Annotated in this window: 13 protein-coding genes and 1 riboswitch; of the genes, 6 read left to right on the top strand and 7 right to left on the bottom strand. The window is 64.8% G+C overall.

Translation table 11 applies throughout. The features are described from left to right. Positions 1 to 97: 97 nt before the first annotated feature. The 5 genes from O0881_RS04975 (at position 98) to O0881_RS04955 (ending at position 7,148) form a co-directional block, all read left to right on the top strand. Positions 98 to 1,255, top strand: coding sequence for an ABC transporter substrate-binding protein (locus tag O0881_RS04975; protein ID WP_046682990.1), 1,158 nt, complete (start codon positions 98 to 100; stop codon positions 1,253 to 1,255). 85 nt (positions 1,256 to 1,340) lie between these two features. Further along, positions 1,341 to 2,231, top strand: a complete 891-nt coding sequence (locus O0881_RS04970) for a branched-chain amino acid ABC transporter permease (RefSeq protein WP_034782923.1) — start codon at positions 1,341 to 1,343, stop codon at positions 2,229 to 2,231. Positions 2,232 to 2,238: 7 nt separating this feature from the next. Next, the gene (locus tag O0881_RS04965; protein ID WP_289910421.1) at positions 2,239 to 4,182 is read left to right on the top strand and encodes a branched-chain amino acid ABC transporter ATP-binding protein/permease; all 1,944 of its coding nucleotides are present in this window, start codon (positions 2,239 to 2,241) and stop codon (positions 4,180 to 4,182) included. Between the two features lie 10 nt (positions 4,183 to 4,192). Then, entirely contained in the window at positions 4,193 to 4,915 is a 723-nt protein-coding gene (locus O0881_RS04960; RefSeq protein WP_099667581.1) for an ABC transporter ATP-binding protein, read from the top strand. Positions 4,916 to 4,997: 82 nt separating this feature from the next. After that, positions 4,998 to 7,148, top strand: a complete 2,151-nt coding sequence (locus O0881_RS04955) for a TonB-dependent receptor (RefSeq protein WP_289910420.1) — start codon at positions 4,998 to 5,000, stop codon at positions 7,146 to 7,148. Between the two features lie 3 nt (positions 7,149 to 7,151). On the opposite strand, the gene O0881_RS04950 is transcribed toward O0881_RS04955, so the two are convergent. From O0881_RS04950 to O0881_RS04920, 7 genes are all read right to left on the bottom strand, one after another. After that, positions 7,152 to 7,472 carry a DUF2288 domain-containing protein gene (locus tag O0881_RS04950; protein WP_251348370.1) on the bottom strand — a complete coding sequence of 107 codons (321 nt, stop codon included), beginning with the start codon at positions 7,470 to 7,472 and terminating at the stop codon, positions 7,152 to 7,154. A gap of 44 nt (positions 7,473 to 7,516) precedes the next feature. Beyond that, a complete protein-coding gene (locus O0881_RS04945; RefSeq protein WP_289910419.1) occupies positions 7,517 to 8,224 on the bottom strand; it encodes an RES family NAD+ phosphorylase in 708 nt (235 codons plus the stop codon). 2 nt (positions 8,225 to 8,226) lie between these two features. Continuing rightward, entirely contained in the window at positions 8,227 to 8,664 is a 438-nt protein-coding gene (locus O0881_RS04940) for an MbcA/ParS/Xre antitoxin family protein (protein ID WP_071076812.1), read from the bottom strand. A gap of 137 nt (positions 8,665 to 8,801) precedes the next feature. After that, a complete protein-coding gene (locus tag O0881_RS04935) occupies positions 8,802 to 11,420 on the bottom strand; it encodes a S53 family peptidase (RefSeq protein ID WP_289910418.1) in 2,619 nt (872 codons plus the stop codon). Between the two features lie 83 nt (positions 11,421 to 11,503). Continuing rightward, a riboswitch (cyclic di-GMP riboswitch) is annotated at positions 11,504 to 11,590 on the bottom strand. 275 nt (positions 11,591 to 11,865) lie between these two features. After that, a complete protein-coding gene (gene fos, locus O0881_RS04930; protein ID WP_289910417.1) occupies positions 11,866 to 12,279 on the bottom strand; it encodes a fosfomycin resistance glutathione transferase in 414 nt (137 codons plus the stop codon). 232 nt (positions 12,280 to 12,511) lie between these two features. After that, the gene (gene recJ / locus O0881_RS04925) at positions 12,512 to 14,212 is read right to left on the bottom strand and encodes a single-stranded-DNA-specific exonuclease RecJ (protein WP_289910416.1); all 1,701 of its coding nucleotides are present in this window, start codon (positions 14,210 to 14,212) and stop codon (positions 12,512 to 12,514) included. Continuing rightward, positions 14,209 to 15,261 carry a hypothetical protein gene (locus O0881_RS04920; RefSeq protein ID WP_289910415.1) on the bottom strand — a complete coding sequence of 351 codons (1,053 nt, stop codon included), beginning with the start codon at positions 15,259 to 15,261 and terminating at the stop codon, positions 14,209 to 14,211. The genes recJ and O0881_RS04920 overlap by 4 nt, the downstream gene beginning before the upstream one ends. 160 nt (positions 15,262 to 15,421) lie before the next feature. On the opposite strand from O0881_RS04920, the gene O0881_RS04915 reads away from it, so the two are divergent. Next, complete coding sequence (locus O0881_RS04915; protein ID WP_289910413.1) at positions 15,422 to 16,699, top strand: lipoprotein-releasing ABC transporter permease subunit; 1,278 nt, start codon at positions 15,422 to 15,424, stop codon at positions 16,697 to 16,699. Positions 16,700 to 16,722: the final 23 nt, after the last annotated feature.

The following is a 16,722-nucleotide window of genomic DNA, read 5'->3' as shown; positions in this document are numbered from 1 at the left end:
GTTTACTCACCTACAATGATTTATCGATGGGGCGGTTATCCAGCGTACGACTATAAAAATAAGTGGCATTAAAAACGTTGTATCAGAGGAGATGACAATGAATTTGAAACAGAAATTGCTCGTGGCAAGTTTGGTTTTGGGTTTCTCGCAGGCGGCAGTCGCAGCCGACCCCATCAAGATCGGCGTGTCCGGACCGTTTACGGGCGGTTCCGCGCCGATGGGCGTGTCGATGCGCGACGGCGTCAAGCTGGCCGTCGCTGAAATCAATGCCAAAGGCGGCGTGCTGGGTCGTTCCCTGCTGCTCATCGAGCGCGATGACGAAGCGAAGAACGAACGCGGCGTGCAGATCGCCCAGGAACTGATCAACAAGGAAAAGGTCGCCGCCACCGTCGGCTACATCAACACGGGCGTGGCCCTCGCTTCGCAGCGCTTCTACCAGGAAGCGAAGATTCCCGTCATGAACAATGTGGCGACGGGTTCCATCGTCACCAAGCAATTTGCCGACCAGCCGGAAAACTACATTTTCCGCAATGCGGCCAATGACACCATCCAGTCCGGCATGATCGTGCACGAGGCGATCGAAAACCGCAAGTTCAAGAAAGTGGCGATCCTGGCCGATTCCACCAACTATGGCCAACTGGGCCGCGAAGACCTGGAAAAGGCGCTCGACAAGAAGGGCATCAAGCCCGTCGTCGTGGAAAAATACAACATCAAGGACGTCGACATGACGGCCCAGTTGCTGAAAGCCAAGCAGGCGGGGGCGGAAGTCGTGCTGACCTACGGCATCGGCCCGGAACTGGCGCAGATCGCCAACGGCATGGAAAAACTGGGCTGGAAAGTGCCGCTGATCGGCAGCTGGACCCTGGCCATGGGTAACTTCATCGACAACGCGGGCAAGAACGGCAACGGCACGCGCATGCCGCAAACCTTCATCCAGGACGCCAGCACGCCGAAGCGCAAGGCCTTCATCGATGCCTACGTGGCCGCCTACAAGCCATCGGGCGGACGCATGCCGTCGGCCGTCTCGGCCGCGCAAGGCTACGATTCCATCTACCTGCTGGCCGCGGCCATCACGCAGGCGGGCGGCACGGACGGCCCGAAAGTGCGCGCCGCGCTGGAAAACCTGAACGAGAAGGTGGAAGGCGCCGTCACCACCTACAACAAACCGTTCAGCAAGACCAACCATGAAGCGATCACGGCCGACCTGACCGTGTTTGGCGAAGTCAAGGACGGCAAGGTCGTCCTCGCGAAATAAGCCTGGCGGACAGTCGCCGCGCAGTGGCCAGCCTTGAGGAATCAGGACTGGCCATTTTTTCATCTTTCGTCTTCCGGGGAATACCATGGAAATCTTCCTGCAGCTCGTCTTCAGCGGCATCGCGCTGGGCATGATCTATGCCGTCATCGCTTTCGGCTACCAGCTGACCTTTGCCACTTCCGGCACCCTCAATTTCGGCCAGGGCGAATCCCTGATGCTGGGCGCGCTCGTGGGCCTCTCCCTGGTGGGCACCATCCATGGCGGGCCGTACATGAGCTATCTGCTGATGATCCCCATCGTCATCGTCTTCGGCGCCTTGCAGGGCGTATTCGTCGAATGGATAGGCGTGCGGCCCGCCATCAAGATCAAGTCCGAATTCGGCTGGATCATGTCGACCATCGCGCTGGCCATCATTTTCAAGAACGTGGCGGAAAATATCTGGGGCAAGGATGACCTGATGTTCCCGTCGCCGCTGTCGGCCGCGCCGTTCCAGGTATTCGGCGCCAACGTGCAGCAGATGCAGGTGGCCGTCATCGTCGGCGCGCTGGCCATCATGCTGGCCGTGGAAGTATTCAACCGCAAGTCGATCTATGGCAAGGCCGTCGTGGCGACGGCCAACGACCGCGACGCGGCCGGTTTGATGGGCATCAACACGGGCATGGTCATCACGTTTTCCTACGCGCTGTCGTCGGCCACGGCAGCGTTCGCGGGCGTGCTGGTGGCGCCGCTGACCCTGACGGGAGCGACTATGGGCGCTTCGCTGGGCTTGAAAGCGTTTGCCGTGGCCATCATCGGCGGCCTGACCTCGGGCGTGGGCGCCATCGTCGGCGGGCTGATCCTGGGCATCGCCGAGACGACCACCGGCTACTACATCTCCACCGGCTACAAGGAAGTGCCAGGCCTGCTGCTTCTGCTGCTGGTGCTGGCCATCAAGCCGTCCGGCCTGTTCGGCAAAGCCGCGATCAAGAAAGTCTGAGGACGACATGAACAAGAAAATCACCATGCTGGCGTTGAGCGCGGCGGGACTGGCCGTGCTCGCGCTGTTCCCCATCGTCATCCCGAACCCATATTACATCCACCTGGCCGAGACCATATTGATCTATGCCATCCTGCTGTTCGGTCTCGATATCGTCGTCGGCTACACGGGGCAGGTGTCGCTGGGCCACGCGGGACTGTTCGGCATCGGCTCGTACGCCACGGGCGTGCTGGTGTTCAAGCTGGGCGCGCCGTTCTGGCTGGCCATCCCCGCCAGCATCCTGGGCGCGGCCGTCTTCGGCGCCATCCTGGCCTTGCCGGCCCTGCGCGTGACTGGGCCCTACCTGGCGATGGTGACCCTGGCCTTCGGCACCATCGTGCAAATCCTGATCAATGAAATGAGCTTCCTGACGGAAGGGCCGATGGGCATCAAGATCCACAAGCCCGTCCTGTTCGGCCACAAGCTTTCCGAGGTCGAGTACTACTACATGGTCGCCGCGCTGCTGGTGATCTCGCTGGTGGTGGTGCACCGCATTCTGAAATCGAACCTGGGCCGGGCGTTCGAAGCCTTGCGCGACAGCCCCATCGCCTCGGACTGCATGGGCGTGTCCGTGTACCGCTACAAGGTCTACGCCTTCGTCATCAGCGCCGGTTTCGCGGGCCTGGCCGGCAGCCTGTATGCATATTCGGAAGAATACATTTCGCCCAATACCTACAACTTCGAGCTGACGATATTGTTCCTGCTGGCCGTCATCATGGGCGGACGCAAGACGCGTTCGGGCGCCCTGATCGGCGCCCTGATCGTCGTCATGCTGCCCAGCCTGCTGTCGGATATCGAATTGTTCCGCAAGATCGCCGTCGGCGCCGCCGTGCTGGGCGTGATCGGTTCCATCGTCATGCTGGCGAAGAAGCGCTCCACCGTGCGCGGCGTGCTCGTGCCCCTGGTGGCCACCATCGGCCTGGCCGCGTATTCGTACAAGCTGGAAAACATGGTCGACTGGCGCCTGACCATCTTCGGCCTGATGACCTTATTTGTCGTGTACTACCTGCAGGACGGCATCGTCGGCTTCCTGATGAGCTTTATCGGCAAGGGCCGGCGCCATGTGGAGGCCGTCGCTTCGCACGGCGTGGCGCCGTTCGACCACGCCCAGGGCGGGCAGCAGGGCGCGACCCTGCTGCGCGTGGACCAGGCCCTGATGCAGTTCGGCGGCCTGAAAGCGCTGAACCAGGTGGACTTGAACGTCACGCAAGGTTCCGTGCACGGCTTGATCGGGCCGAACGGCTCGGGCAAGAGCACGATGATGAACGTGCTGACTGGGATCTACAAGCCGACGGCGGGCAAGGTGGAATTTGCCGGCGTGGTGATCTCCGGCCGCACGCCGTCCGAAATCGCCCTGGGCGGCGTGGCGCGCACCTTCCAGAACGTGCAGCTGTTCGGCGAGATGACGGCGACGGAAAACGTGCTGGTGGGCTTGCACAACACGTTCAAATCGAACGTGCTGGACGTGATGCTGCATACGCCCCGCTACAAGCGCGAAGAGAAGGCGGCGCGCGAGCGGGCCGCCAGCATCCTCGAATTCGTCGGCCTGGCCGACCTGGCCAACGAAGAGGCGCGCAATCTGCCGTACGGCAAGCAGCGGCTGCTGGAAATCGGCCGCGCGCTGGGCCTGAACCCGCGCCTGCTGCTGCTCGACGAGCCGGCGGCGGGCCTGACGGCGCCCGACATCAAGGAACTGATGGCCATCATCCGCAAGATCCGCGAGCACGGCATCACCATCATCCTGATCGAGCATCACATGGACGTGGTGATGGCCCTGTCGGACGTGGTGACGGTGCTGGACTTCGGCCAGAAGATCGCCGAAGGCGTGCCCGCGCTTGTCCAGAGCGACCCGAAAGTGATCGAAGCCTACCTGGGCGGCAGCGCCGAAACCCTGGCGCCAGCGGCGTACTGAGAGGAAGACCATGCTGACCATTAACAATCTGCACGCCGCCTACGGCAAAGTCGAAGTCTTGCACGGCATTTCGCTCGACGTCCCGAAGGGCAAGCTGGTGACCCTGATCGGTTCGAACGGGGCCGGCAAGACCACCACCATGCGCGCCATTTCCGGCATGCTCAAACCGAAATCCGGCACTGTCACCCTGGGCGGCAAGGATGTCACGGGGCTCGATTCGCACCGCATCGCGCGCGCGGGACTGGCCCATTCGCCGGAAGGCAGGAGGGTGTTCGCCTCGATGTCGGTGACGGACAACCTGCTGCTGGGCGCCTTCCCCCGTTTTACGCGGGCGCGCCCGAAAGGCGACATCAAGGGCGACCTGGACAAGGCGCTGGAACTGTTCCCCCGCCTGAAGGAGCGGCGCGACCAGCTGGCCGGCACCTTGTCGGGCGGCGAGCAGCAAATGCTGGCCATGGCCCGCGCCGTGATGCTGAACCCGGAAGTGATCCTGCTGGACGAGCCGTCGATGGGCCTGGCGCCGATTCTGGTGGAAGAAGTCTTCCGCATCATCACGCGCTTGAAGGCGGAAGGCGTGACCATGCTGCTGGTCGAACAATTCGCCGCCGCCGCCCTGAACGTGGCCGATTACGGCTATGTGCTGGAAAACGGCAGCATTTCCGTGCACGGGCCGGCGGAAAGCCTGAAAAATGATCCGAAGGTGATCGCGGCCTATCTGGGCGGCGGGCATTGAGCATGGCTGGACAATGCGCTTGCTGCGCATTGTCAAATCCTCTACACTGCGCTTCCCAACCCGCAGTGTAGAAAAAGGCATCATGCGCAGCGCCAGCCCGTTTTCCCCGCTTTTTCCTTCGCTTTTATCCCCGCTTTTTTTCCTGCTCTTGCCCGCCGCGGCCTGCGCCGACGATGCGCCGCTGCAAAAGGTTGAAATTACCGCCGCCAGCGGCGTACAGCAGCGGCGTGACGACACGGCTGCAAAGATCATCGTCAGCCGCGACGACCTGGCCCAATATGGCGACAGCAGCCTGGCCGCGACGTTGAAACGCCAGCCCGGCGTCTCCGTCGTCGGCGGCGAGGTGCGCATGCGGGGCCTGGGGGGCGGCTACACGCAGATGCTGATCAACGGCGACCCCGCGCCACCAGGGTTTTCCATCGAATCGATCGCACCCGAGATGATCGAGCGCATCGAGATTTTGCGCAGCGCGACGGCCGAATACAGCATGCAGGCCGTCGCCGGCAGCATCAACGTGGTCTTGCGCAAGGGCGCCAGCGGCGCCGAGCGCGAAGGGAAGCTGGGCGCGGGCCGGCAGGAGGGCCGCTGGCAGCCTGCCGCGTCGCTGCGCGTGGCGGACAAGCTGCCCGGTTTCGCCTATGCGCTGACGGGCGCGCTCGAGCGCACTGCCGACGACGTGGCGGGAAGGATGACTGAAACAAGCGCCGATGCCACCGGCACGCTGCTGGCGCAGCGCACAACGCGCACGCGCAATGCTTCGTCCGTCAACAAGGCCAGCCTGACGCCGCGCCTGCACTGGACCCTGGACAAGGGCGACACCATCACCTGGCAAAGCCTGCTGGACTGGTACCGCACGGGGTTTGACGGCGTGGCGCGCGAAGCGACCTTGCTGGGGGCGGCCTCCAGCTATCCGCGCAATGGCGCCACCTCGCAAGCCAGCGTGTTTTCAGCGCGCAGCGATGTGAGCTGGGCGCACGCGCTGGCGGCGGGCAAGCTGACGGCCAGGCTGGGCGTCAACCACAACCGGCGCGACACGGATTATCTTTTCCATGGCGAGGCGGCCGCCGGCGCACCCCTGCTGCTGCGCGGCGTGGTTTCCGACGCCGTCGACGACAGCGTCAACAGCAGCGGCAAGTACCTGGGCCGGCTCGGTGGCGGCCACGCCCTGAGCCTGGGCTGGGATGGCAGCCTGATACGCCGCAGCGAGTCGCGCCGCCAGCGCGACACGTATCTTGCTGGCGGTGCGCCGTATGCGCTCGATGAAGACTATATGGCCGACGTGCGGCGCCTGGCCCTGTATGCGCAGGATGAATGGGAGGTGACGGCCCGGCTGCAAATGTATGCGGGCGTGCGCTGGGAAGGCTTGCAGACGGCGACCGAGGGCCGCACTTTGCGCGAAGTGCGCACGCGGGCCAGCGTCTGGAGTCCCGTGGCGCAGCTGCTGTGGAAGTTGCCGCAGCAGGAACGCGACCAGCTGCGGCTGGCGCTGGCGCGCACCTACAAGGCGCCCACCACGCGCAACCTGGTGCCGCGCCGCTATACCGTCAACAATGGCAACAGCGCCAACAATCCCGATTTCCAGGGCAATCCCGACCTGCGCCCGGAATTGGCGTGGGGGCTGGACGCGGCGTATGAAAGCTATTTTGGCAAGAGCGGCGTGGCCAGCCTGTCGGCATTCACGCGGCGCATCAGCGACGTCACCGTGCAGCGCCTGGTCCTGCACGACGGCGTCTGGACGGCCAGCCCGTTCAACAATGGCGCGGCCACGGTGCGCGGCATCGAGTTGGATGTGAAATTTCCCGTGCGGACCTGGTGGGCGCAGGCGCCCGACGTCGACGTGCGCGCCAATGCGGGGCGCAACTGGTCCAAGGTCGCCGCCGTGCCGGGTCCCGGCAACCGCCTGGCCAGCCAGGTGCCGGCCACGCTCAACCTGGGACTCGATTACCGGCGCTCGCCGGGGATGAGCATGGGCGGCAATCTGAACGTGCAGACGGGCGGCCTGGCGCGGCTCGATGCGCACGCCAGCAGCCATGCGGGTGTGCGGCGCACCCTCGACGCGTATGCGCTGTGGCAGCCGGACGCGAAAACGCGCGTGCGCCTGTCGGCGGCCAACCTGCTGCACCAGCAGCAGGTGCAGGGGCAATCCTGGGGGGATGGCGAAGGCCGCAGCGACAGCGTGACGACCCTCGATGGCAGCGTTGCGCTGCGCCTGATGCTCGAGCGCAGCCTGTAGGCATCAGTGTTTGGTGGGCTTTTCCTGCTGCACCAGAATGAACGGGCTGACGACGACGGCCCACAGCGCGGCATCGGCTGCCTGCCAGTCCAGCGCCTGCTGGTCCGACACCTTGGCGACCTTGCCATCGACCATCCATTGCGTGATGGTGGCCTTGTCGTCGTGCGAGATGCGCACGGCCACTTCGACCAGGTCCAGTTCATTGGCGACCCAGACGACGTTGCCTTGGGCGAAATGCTTTTCCAGCTCGCTCCAGGCCAGGCGGGCCGTTTCGCTGTTCACTTTGAGGCGCAGTTCGGTGTCTTTTTCAGGATTGGTTTGCATGCGAAATATCAGGTTGCGGTGAGTCGGGTGCCGGTGCGCGCGGTTTATTTGCCTGGCAAGGCTTCCACCTGCGGCGTCGGCGTACCCCGCCATGTTAACCGATAGGCGGCGCCTTTGCGAACATTGCCGACCAGGGCAGGGCGGAAGCAGGCCAGGTTGGTGCCGCTGGCGTGACGCACGCTGGGGAAGATCACGCCCATGGAGCCGGCTTCGAGCAGGATGGCGGCCAGGTCTTGCGAGGCGATGTAGCTGGCCGGGTCCAGGCAAGCCTGGTAGCGCTGCTGGCCGCGCAAGTCGTGGAAACTGGCGGAAAAATCGGCCAGCAGCGACTGGTAGTTGACGCTGTCGTCGAAATAGTCGATTTCCTGGTATTCCACGGTTTTATGGAAAATGATCTCGGCCAGCGCCGTTGGCATGTCGAAGGCGCAATACCAGGCGCCCCGTTCGCCATCGTTGAAGCGCGCCCCTTCCGGGCGGGCATACGTGTAGGCGGCGTTGATGATGCGAAAGTGCGGCACGCCAAAAACCAGCTCGTCCACGCCAATTCCTGGCGCGCCGCCGTACTCGGCCACCAGGCGCGCGTTGGTCGCGTTGTCGAGCTCGAACAGCTCGCGCAGGTGATCGTCGTTCTCGGCCAGAGGCGCCAGCACGGAGTCTTCCATGTCGGCGAAGCGCGAGGGAATCAGGCGGCAAGTGTCGATCTGGCGCAAGGCGGCCAGCGGCGGCAGGTGCTCATTCGGGGCGGCTCGCACGATCACAGCCCTCCGCGGCGCGCATCGAGCAGCTTGCGCACCGTCTGCATGGCCAGCAAGCCGCCGGCCAGCATCTGCGACAGGGGCGTGCGGCCGCCGAAGATGGGATTCTTGTTGGGCAAACTCACCCATTCGTCGGCCAGCTTGTCGCCGTACAGGATGTGCAAGGCCTTGTAGATGCCCAGCAAATAGGAAATGCGCGTGATGCGGTCCACTTCCAGCACGCGGTCCGGGTGCTTCTTCCACTCGTACCAGGCGCTGCTGGACAGGCCGCCCAGCAATTCGCGCGCATCGTCGTCGCGCAGCTTCCAGGCGGCGGCCAGCTTGAAAAACCCTTTCAAGGCCGCCTGCGACAATCGCTCGCGCTCGGCTTTGGCATTCAGGTCGACGAGCACGGCCGGCTCGAAGCGGCTCTTGGGGTAGGCGTAGGCGAGATTCATGGCAAGTCCTTCGTTAAAACTCTGTATGTGGACTATTTATACTCCTTTTCTGGATTTGCTGCAACGGCCGCGCGCATGCAAAACGGGGCGCACCAGGACGGGAGTCCCGGTGCGCCCCGTTGGCGGGCCCCGTTCGCTTATCTGGCCGTGACGGTGACGGGCACGGTGAGCTGCGCCGTCAAGCCGTTACTGTCCAGCGCCACGACCTTCAGCGCATAGCTGCCGGCCACCGGTTGCGGCCAGGTGGCCGTGATGGTCATGCCGCTCATGGAAAACTGCATGCCCAGCGGCGCGCCGATGATGGAGATCCACAGGGCGTTCGCGCCCGGTGCCGTCAGCACGATGCTGCCGCTCATGGCCTTGCCGGCCACGCCCGTCATGGCGGCGGCGCTGATCGTGGGGCCGGCGGCGGCGACTTTCACCGTGGCCACGGCCTGGCCCGTCAAGCCCGTCCTGGTATCTTTGGCGATGACGGTCACGCTGTAGCTGCCCAGCACGGGGCTGGCCCAGCTGACGACGCCGGCGGCACTGACGGTCATGCCGGACGGCGCGCCCGACAGGCTGTAGGTGACGGGGTTGGGCGCCACCGTCGTGGCGGCGAACGACAGGGCCACGCCCGGCTTGCCGTTCACGCTGGTCACCGTGACGACGGGGGGCAGCGGGGCGGCGATGGCCACCGTATAGATGCCTTTGCCGCTCAGGCCAGTCTTGCTGTCCGTGGCGGTCACGGTGACGACATAGGTGCCGGCCACGGGCGCGGCCCAGCTCACCAGTCCGGCGCTGCTGATGGTCATGCCGGCCGGCGCGCCGGCGAGCGTGTAGCTGACGGGATTGGGGGCGGAGACGCTGACATTGAACGCCAGGGCCGTGCCAACCTTGCCCGTGATGGCACCGGCGCCGACGACGGGCGGCGCGACGGGGGTAATGACGATGGCGTACACGCCCTGGCCACTGAGGCCGCTGACGGTATCCTTGGCCACCATGGTCACGGCATACGTGCCCGCGACGGGGGCGGCCCAGCTGACCACGCCCGTGGCGGCGATGCTCATGCCGGCCGGCGCGCCCAGCATGCTGTAGCTGAGGGGATTGGCAGCGGTGGCCGAGACGGTGAACGACAGCGGCTTGCCGGCCGCGCCGCTGATGCTGGCCGGCGCCACCACGGGCGCGGCGGGGGCGGTCTGCGTGCCCGACAGGCCGGCCAGCAGGCTTTTCACGTTCGGCGTGCCCAGGCCGCCCAGCGGGTCATAGCCGACCCTGGCCGTGCACACGCTGCAGGTGCCGTTGCTGCCGCGCGTGATGTCGGCAAAGCTGCTGGCGAAGGTGCCGGGCACGCTGGCGATCTGGCCGTACAAGATGTTGTGCGGCAAGCCGAGCGCCGCCTTCGCCTGCAGCGCGCGGCTGGCGTTGGCGATGGCGACCAGGCCGGCCCATTGCGGCGTGGACAGGCTGGTGCCGCCGATGCTGAGCCAGCTGGCGGTGCTGCTGCCTGGCGTCATCACGGCCGTGTACTGGCCTGTGGCGGGGTCGGCATTGAAGGCCACGTCGGCCACGTTGCGGCGCAGCAAGTTGGTCAGGCCAGGCACGCTGGCCGTCTGGTAGGCGGGCAGTGCCGTATAGGCGCTGATGCCGCCGCCCGTGCCGGACCAGGCCGTTTCGCTGCGCACGCCGCTGCCGCTGTAGCTGAGCGTGGTGCCGCCCACGGCCAGCACGTTGGACGACACGGACGGCCAGGACACGCCGCTGCCCGAATCGCCCGTGGCGGCCAGGTAGCTCATGTTCTTGCCCGTGAAAGCGCTGTCGACGGATGCTGTCCAGTTGCCTTCGGCGGCGCCAAAGCTCATCGACACGACGCCAGGCCCCATTTGGTTGGCCAGGCGTACGGCGCCCAGCAGGCTGTTGATGGAAGCGTCGGGCGCCTCGATCAGCACGATGCGCGCCAGCGGCGCCGTGGCATGCGCCCACTGCACGTCGAGCGCGATTTCCATGGCCCAGCCCGAGTTATAGGCGGGCGCCGTGGCCGTCATGGTGCTCGATGGCGTGTTGTAGACAACAGAAAATTCACAGCCACTGGCTGGGGCGGGCGGCAGGGGCAGGGTGGCATTCGTGGCGATAGCCTTGGTGGTGCAGCCGGGCAAGCCGAATTTCTGGTTGAAGATGGCCAGTTCGGCCGCCGCATTCGGGTTGTGCATGGCGTCGACGATGTAGATCGTCTGTCCCGCGCCCAGCTGGGCCGCCTGGGCTGGCGTCAGCGCCGTGCCGGCCGCCGGCAGGGCGGGCAAGTCGTAGGCGGCGCGGATTTGCGCGGGAGAATAGGTCGCCACCACGCTGCTGCCAGCCATGGGCGCGGCGATGTCGCCCGCGCCGCCGTCCAGCAAGGGGGCGATATCCTGTGCCGCCTGTTCCGAGGCGGCGATTCTTTGCGCCGTCAGGCGGCGCGTGGTCATTTCCCGCATGGCGCCGGGCACGTTTTGCAAGTGCGGCCGCCAGCGGGCCGAGCCGCTGCTGTTGGTGCTGTCGCGCCCGTCGGGCGCATCGAGCAGGGCCGGGGCCGCATGGAACATCGGTTGCACCACCAGCGCGCCGACGGCGGCGGGGACGACGGGCACCTCGACAGCGAACTGTGTCGCGGCCGTGGCGATGGCGGCAGGCGGTGTCGAGGTCTCCTGGCCGGGGCCGCAAGCGGCCAGCAGGAGGGCGGCTGTGGCGCCCAGCAGCAGGCGCCCGTGACGGTGATGCGGGGGAATGATTTTTTTCATGGCGAAACTCTCCGAGTTGGGCGAGGGCCACATCTCGACAATGCTTCCAGGCTGGCGCCGCGTGCTGGCGGTCCCGGCCCTGCATTGGCAGCCCCGCTGCCGTGGCGCTTGCGCGCGGTAGGCCGGTGGCTTTGCGTCCCCGCCTTTCGACGGGTTTGCCCTCAAAACTGATCATGCATCATTGGGAATTTCCTGATGCGTCATCGATTTTAGTGAATTTGCCAAATAAGTGTTAACTATTTTCAATCAATATTTTTATTTATGCAATAAAATGTGGCAAATTTGCCTATTAATAGATGGAATCTTGTCAGGCTGATTAAGTCTTAAAAGCAAGGTTATCAAGGGCATACCGAGGCGTGACAGTGTTTTTTCACGGCAACGGCGCTTGCATTTTTCGTTTTCTAATGAATCTAACGAATTTAATAAATATGCGATCTTGCCGGTCTCAATCCTCGAACACCATGCCCTGATACGGCGCTGCGCGGCAGGCCGCCAGCCGCTGCGCCAGGCTGCCAGCATGGGCTTCCAGCTGGTGGCCGTCCGGGTCGAGAAAATACAGGGAATCGCCGGCGCTGCGGTTTTGCTGCCATTCGGGCACGCCGGCGGCGCGCAGGCGGGCGGCAAAGGCGGCGAAGTCTTCCGTGGAAATGGAAAACGCGTAGTGCGTGTAAGCCGGGCTGGTCAGCGCGGCCGTGCCCTGTCCATCCAGCGACAGGCACAGCCACAAATCCCCGGCCGACAGATACGCGCCCCTGTCCCAGCGCGCATGCAGGTGCAGACCCAAGGTATCGCGGTAAAAGGCCACGCTGCGCGCCAGGTCGCGCACGGACAGGGTGAGGTGGTTCAGGCCGGTCAACATGGGGCTGGATAGCTTTCAGGTGGGGGAGGCCTGTGTCGGCTATCGCCATGATTTGATATCACTTTGTTCCACAGAAGTTTGAGATACAGCAACAAGGCCACAAACCTCACGGCACCTGACCAAACCGTAGCGAGCGGCAGTGATTTGTGGTCGAGAAGCGCAACCGTACTTCCAGTACGGTGAGCATCGCCGGCCGCAAAGCGCGACGCGCAGTAGGTTTGGGCAGGTGCCATCAGACAGGCTCGGCGTGCTCTACCATGAGTTGTACTTTGGTCGTGCCATTGTATTCATTCGCATCGAGCCGGAAGGCGACCCGCGTGCGCTCGCCCAGGGCGTCCGTGTGGCCGAACCAGATGGCGTCGAAGCGCACGCCGTTCTTTTCCAGCAACAGTTTCAAATGGCGCTCTTTTAATATGCGCTGGCTGACGACGCGGAATTCGTCGCAAAAGACGGGCGGGGCGAAGCCCTGGCCCCACACTTGCTCATCCATCAGCTCGATGAAGGCCGTCGTGTAATACGCGTCTTCCAGCGGGCCGTCCGTTTCCACCACCCGTTCCAGCTGTTGCTGGCTGAGCCAGGCCTGGCCCACGGCTTCGAAGGCCTGGGAAAAGGCGTCGAAGGCGTCGGCGCGGATGGTCAAGCCGGCCGCCATGGCGTGGCCGCCGAACTTGTCGATCAGGCTGGGCGCCCGTTTCGACACGAGGTCGAGCGCGTCGCGCAAGTGAAAGCCGGGGATCGAGCGGCCGGAACCCTTGATCCAGCCGTCGGCGCCCGGCGCGAACGTGATGGTCGGACGATAAAACTTTTCCTTCAGGCGCGAAGCGACGATGCCGATCACGCCCTGGTGCCAGGATTCATCGAAGACGCTGATGGTGCTGCTGTTGGCCGGCTCGAAAGCATCGAGGTGCAGCAAGGCCGTATCCTGCATTTCTGCCTCGATTTCGCGGCGCTTCAGGTTGATGTCGTTGAGTTGCTGGGCCAGCGCCCAGGCGCGGCCTTCGTCGTCCGTGATCAGGCATTCGATGCCCAGGGACATGTCTTGCAGGCGGCCGGCCGCATTCAGGCGCGGTCCCAGGGCAAAACCGAGGTCGAACGGCGTGGCGCTGCGCGCTTCGCGGCCCGCCACGCGGAACAGGGCGGCCACGCCCGCATGCATATTGCCCTTGCGCATGCGCTTGAGGCCTTGCGCGACGAGGATGCGGTTGTTGGTATCGAGGCGCACCACGTCGGCCACCGTGCCCAGCGCCACCAGGTCGAGCAGGTTGTCGAGCTTGGGTTGCGTTTGCGCATCAAAGATGCCGCGCCGGCGCAGCTCGGCGCGCAAGGCCAGCAAGACGTAGAACACGACGCCCACGCCCGCCAGGTGTTTACTGGGGAAACCGCAGGCGGGCTGGTTCGGGTTGACGATGACGGCTGCGTCGGGCAGGGTGTCGGCCGGCAAATGGTGGTCGGTGACAACCACCTGGATGCCGCGCCGGTTGGCCTCGGCCACGCCGTCGATGCTGGCGATGCCGTTGTCGACGGTGATGATGATGTCGGGCGACTTTTCGCGCGCGGTGAGCTCGACGATTTCCGGCGTCAGGCCGTAACCGTATTCAAAACGGTTGGGCACGATGAAGTCGACGTCGGCGCCCATGGCGCGCAAGCCGCGGATGGCCACGGCGCAGGCGGTGGCGCCGTCGCAATCGTAGTCGGCCACGATGACCATGCGTTTCTTGGCGGCAATGGCGTCGGCCAGGAAGACGCCGGCCGCGCCGATGTGCAGCAAGCCGGACGGCGGTATCAAGTCCTTCGGCTCGATCGAGAGCTCTTTCGCGTCGGACAGGCCGCGCGACGCATACAAGCGGGCCAGCACGGGGTGGATGCCGCCCTGGCGCAGCAATTCGGATTCGCGGTAAGGGCAGGGACGGGTGGCGATGCGGGTACGGGTCATGATGCTTTCAACTTGTTCAGGGTAATCGCGCGCCAGAATTTGCGCTGCGCATGCTTGCTAGTGGTGCAGTCCAGCCAGGCGTCGCGGTGGCTCAGCACCAGGCGCAACTGGCCCAGGCGGCCATCCTTGAGGGTCGCCAGCAGGGGCGCGAACCAGTCCGCCTCCAGCGCTTGCAACTGTTGCAGCCACATGCCCCATTCCTGCGCCTGCGCCGCTTCGGTCAATCCGCCCAGCACGACGATGGCATCGGCCTGGTCCGCCAGCACACTGCTTGGACTGGCATCGCGCCGCGCCGGTTCCGCCAACGCGGCCAGCCAGCCGGGCGCGTCCTTCGTATGCAGGCTGGCCGCGCAGCGCGCAGGCGCAGATGCAGCCAGGCTGCCGCCCCAGATCCAGAAGGAATTGATGGCTTTCAAGCCCCGTTCTTCGCGCGCCGCGTTGACGGGATGTTCATGCCACAGCATCTGCACTTCATTCTGCAGGCGGCGCGCGGCGCGCGCATGCTCGCCTTCCGGCATCCACACGGACAGGTCTTGCGTGGTGGCGGCGTCCGGCGTGGCGCACTGCAAGTCGTTCCAGCGATCGGCGCGCATGAACCAGGTGTCCGCGTCGCCATACGCCAGGGGCTGGCCGATTTCGTCGAAATACGGACGCGCCGTCTCGAACAGCGTGCGGCCATCGGCCTCGCTCAGCTTGAGCTGGCGCAAGTCTTCCAGGCTGATATGGCTGCGGGCGATGGCCAGGTGGGCCGGCTGCAGCAGGAAGTAGCGCGCGCCCGGTTCCGGCGCCAGGCCGTAGCCGCGCATGGCCTGGGCCGCAAAGGCCGCCTGCGCCGTCTCGCCGTTGGGCGCGGGCGACAGGGTCAAGGCATGCGCCAGCCACGCTTCGTGCGGCAGCAGGCGGTTGGCGTTGTCAAAAGTTTCCAAATTGCAAGTGGAGGTGCGTGACAGCAGGGCCGCCAGGGCGGGTGCCTGCAAGACCTTGAGCAGGTCGGCAGCCAGTTCGGCATTGGGCAAGGCGAAGGGCAGGACGAGGGTAAGTTGATTCATCCCGAGATTGTAGGCGATTGTGGCGGTAGGGGAGTAGTTCCCGCGCTTTTTCCCTTGACGGCGGGCGCGGGAAAAGTCGCGCCACGGTGATGTGTTTCACGCATGAGTGTCATTTGTGTGGCACACTGCGCGCTCGCATATTACGTTGTCGCGGGAGCGCATGAGCATCATCAAACAATTTCCTTTTGAGTGGCAGGTTGGCGTGCGCTATACGCGTGCCGGGAAGCGCAGCGGCCGCAACAGCTTCATTTCCTTCATCTCCCTCATTTCCGTGGCCGGCATCGGCCTGGGCGTGGCCGCCCTGATCGTCGTCCTCTCCGTCATGAACGGCTTCCAGAAGGAAGTCACCGACCGGCTGATGTCGGTGCTGGCCCACGTCGAGGTGTTCGATACCAGCGGCTCCATGCCGAATTGGCAGGCGCAGGAGCGCGCCGCCTACGCCAACCCGCAAGTAAAAGCCGTGTCGCCGTTCGTGGAAACCCAGGGCATGCTGCTCAACGACGAAACCATGCGCCCGTCCGTCGTGCGCGGCGTGCTGCCGCAGCAGGAAGCCACCGTCTCCAGCGTGGCGAGCCAGATGAAGCAGGGCAGTTTCAAGGACCTCACGCCCGGCTCGTACAACATCGTGCTGGGCATCGACCTGGCCAAGGCGCTGGGCGTGCAGGTGGGGCAGAACGTTACCTTGATGCTGGAACGCGAGCCACGGGCAGGCGATCCGGCCAACGGCATCGTCATGCCGCGCATGCGCGCGCTGAAAGTCGCCGGCATCTTCGAGGCAGGCCACAATGAACTCGATGGCAGCCTGGCGTTTGTGAACATGCAGGATGCGGAGCAGCTGCTGCAGCTCGACGGCCCGTCCGGCCTGCGCCTGCGCCTGCACGACATGAACCGGGCGCCGCAGGTGGCGCGCGAATTGAAAGCGTCGATGCCGGGCCAGCTGTGGATGCGCGACTGGTCGCGCGCCAGCGCCAGCTGGTATGCGCTGGTGCAAAGCCAGAAGAACATGATGTTCATCATCCTCAGCATGATCATCGCCGTGGCCGCGTTCAACCTCGTCTCGACGCTGGTCATGTCGGTCACCGACAAGCAGGCCGACATCGCCATTTTGCGCACGCTGGGCGCTTCGCCGTTCTCGATCATGAAGATATTCATGATCCAGGGCGCGCTGGTCGGCTTGCTGGGGAGTGCCTTGGGCGTGATCGGCGGCGTCGTGCTGGCGCTGAACGTGGGCGTCATCGTGCCCTTCATCGAAGGCATCTTCGGCCTGCACTTCATCTCGAAGGAAATCTACCAGATCAGCGCCGTGCCGTCGGACGTGCACTGGCTGGACGTGGCGCAGATCGGCCTGATCGCCTTCGGCCTGGCGCTGGTGGCGACCATCTACCCGAGCTGGCGCGCCGCGCGCGTCAAGCCGGCCGAGGCGCTGCGCTACGAATAACACATCAAGAAACGATAAAGACC

Origin of the sequence: Janthinobacterium sp. SUN100, assembly GCF_030397705.1 — a bacterium.
Lineage (GTDB): Bacteria > Pseudomonadota > Gammaproteobacteria > Burkholderiales > Burkholderiaceae_D > Janthinobacterium > Janthinobacterium kumbetense.
The sequence above is the reverse complement of the archived record's forward strand: the minus strand, read 5'-3'. Positions and strand labels throughout refer to the sequence as shown.

Bases quoted from the DNA above. Each gene is read 5' to 3' on its own strand.
- recJ (WP_289910416.1), bottom strand. From the start codon at position 14,212: ATGACCCGTACCCGCATCGCCACCCGTCCCTGCCCTTACCGCGAATCC.
- O0881_RS04950 (WP_251348370.1), bottom strand. From the start codon at position 7,472: ATGCAAACCAATCCTGAAAAAGACACCGAACTGCGCCTCAAAGTGAAC.
- O0881_RS04960 (WP_099667581.1), top strand. From the start codon at position 4,193: ATGCTGACCATTAACAATCTGCACGCCGCCTACGGCAAAGTCGAAGTC.
- O0881_RS04940 (WP_071076812.1), bottom strand. From the start codon at position 8,664: ATGAATCTCGCCTACGCCTACCCCAAGAGCCGCTTCGAGCCGGCCGTG.
- O0881_RS04915 (WP_289910413.1), top strand. From the start codon at position 15,422: ATGAGCATCATCAAACAATTTCCTTTTGAGTGGCAGGTTGGCGTGCGC.
- O0881_RS04920 (WP_289910415.1), bottom strand. From the start codon at position 15,261: ATGAATCAACTTACCCTCGTCCTGCCCTTCGCCTTGCCCAATGCCGAA.
- O0881_RS04935 (WP_289910418.1), bottom strand. From the start codon at position 11,420: ATGAAAAAAATCATTCCCCCGCATCACCGTCACGGGCGCCTGCTGCTG.
- O0881_RS04975 (WP_046682990.1), top strand. From the start codon at position 98: ATGAATTTGAAACAGAAATTGCTCGTGGCAAGTTTGGTTTTGGGTTTC.
- O0881_RS04970 (WP_034782923.1), top strand. From the start codon at position 1,341: ATGGAAATCTTCCTGCAGCTCGTCTTCAGCGGCATCGCGCTGGGCATG.
- O0881_RS04955 (WP_289910420.1), top strand. From the start codon at position 4,998: ATGCGCAGCGCCAGCCCGTTTTCCCCGCTTTTTCCTTCGCTTTTATCC.
- O0881_RS04965 (WP_289910421.1), top strand. From the start codon at position 2,239: ATGAACAAGAAAATCACCATGCTGGCGTTGAGCGCGGCGGGACTGGCC.
- fos (WP_289910417.1), bottom strand. From the start codon at position 12,279: ATGTTGACCGGCCTGAACCACCTCACCCTGTCCGTGCGCGACCTGGCG.